The organism is uncultured Serinicoccus sp., from assembly GCF_947500995.1.
Taxonomy (GTDB): Bacteria; Actinomycetota; Actinomycetes; order Actinomycetales; family Dermatophilaceae; genus Ornithinicoccus.
In genome coordinates, this window is record NZ_CANMUA010000024.1 from 1 (window position 1) to 1,302 (window position 1,302).

A 1,302-nucleotide genomic window follows, 5' to 3' on the forward strand; every position below is an offset into this window, starting at 1 on the left:
CCGCGTCCTCGTCCGGCACACACGCCGGAGACGACGACCTCAGCTACCGCGCTACACCACTATGCGGGACTCAACTGGGGACGAAGCCGTCATCTCGCACGATTACGGGACGCCGACCGTGGTGGGTCGACGCGAGGGTGGAGTATTCTACCGGCGAACCGTCTTGGTGGCCGGTGTTGAGCCGGCGGCTGCGGCGGCCCACCTGGAGAAAAGCAGCTCGTGGCGTGTACATGGCTCTAGTGCCGGAGAGGCCGTGACCCTGCGGCGCGGTTCACGCGCGTGGCTGCGGATCATGGGGGCGTGGGAATGGGGCCCGAAGTCTCGCGACCGGTGGCCCTACCTGGCGCACCTGGCCCGTCATTCCGAGACCGGCGCCACCGAGGTCACCGTCACAGACAACTTCGGCAGGTGGATCAACCTGCACTCCTCTGGCAGCTCCGCGCTGAGCCACGTAGCCGCATACGGTGACGAGCTCCTCGGCCACATAGAGGACTCACTCGAGTCTGTGGGCTGAAGCACGTGAGCCTGTTGACGACCGCGCCGCCACTAACTGCACCGCGGCAAAGTCGTGCATCCCGTTGTGGGATGCTAGATGGTATGCTGATGGGATGACGACACAGATCGCGGTGCGGCTCCCTGATGAGGTGGTTCGCTTTCTGGACCGGAGCGTGGCCAGTGGCAAGGCTCCCAGTCGAGCCGCGCTGGTGGCCGCGGCCCTAGAGCGCGAGATGCGCCTGCAAGCCGCGCAGCAGGACGCCCAGACCCTGAAAACGAAGGGCACGGCCGATGACCTTGACGAGCTCGTCGCTTGGTCCGTAGCCCACGCGACATTGGTCGACTGACCTTGCGCGAGATCTGCCTGGCGCGGCTGGACAAGACCCGCCCCGTCCTGGTGCTCACCCGCGACACTGCCCGCGCCGTGATGACCAAGGTGACCGTGGCTCCCATCACGTCCACCACCAAGGGGTTGTCCAGCGAAGTACCGGTAGGACGTGCCAACGGGCTGGACCACAACAGTGCTGTCTCGATCGACAACGTCCTTACCATCCCCACCGACCTCTTGGGCCGGACGCTGGGCTTCCTCACGCCCGAGCAGGAGCGTCACCTTGCAAGAGCCATCGTGCTGGCGTACGACCTCGAGGTGCCGTTGCTAGATGAGCCGTGATCGCACCTTCGGGAACCCAGGGACGACGCCTTCCGATCGAGCTGGAATGGAAACCGACCAGCGGCAAAGTCGGACGAGCGTAGCCGTCCTCCACGCGGCTACGTGTTTCATTGACGGCAGGATCGGGCCCGGCCAGG

General features: G+C 65.6%; 2 protein-coding genes. Both read left to right on the forward strand.

The genetic code is table 11. The features are described from left to right. The first annotated feature begins 608 nt into the window (after positions 1-608). The gene (locus tag Q0967_RS17260; protein ID WP_298753210.1) at positions 609-842 is read left to right on the forward strand and encodes a YlcI/YnfO family protein; all 234 of its coding nucleotides are present in this window, start codon (positions 609-611) and stop codon (positions 840-842) included. A 2-nt stretch (positions 843-844) separates the two neighbouring features. Beyond that, positions 845-1,165 (forward strand): type II toxin-antitoxin system PemK/MazF family toxin, encoded by a 321-nt coding sequence (locus Q0967_RS17265; protein WP_298753208.1) that lies wholly within the window; start codon positions 845-847, stop codon positions 1,163-1,165. Positions 1,166-1,302: the final 137 nt, after the last annotated feature.

Coding starts and splice junctions, on each gene's coding strand:
- Q0967_RS17260 (WP_298753210.1), top strand. CDS start 609: ATGACGACACAGATCGCGGTGCGGCTCCCTGATGAGGTGGTTCGCTTT.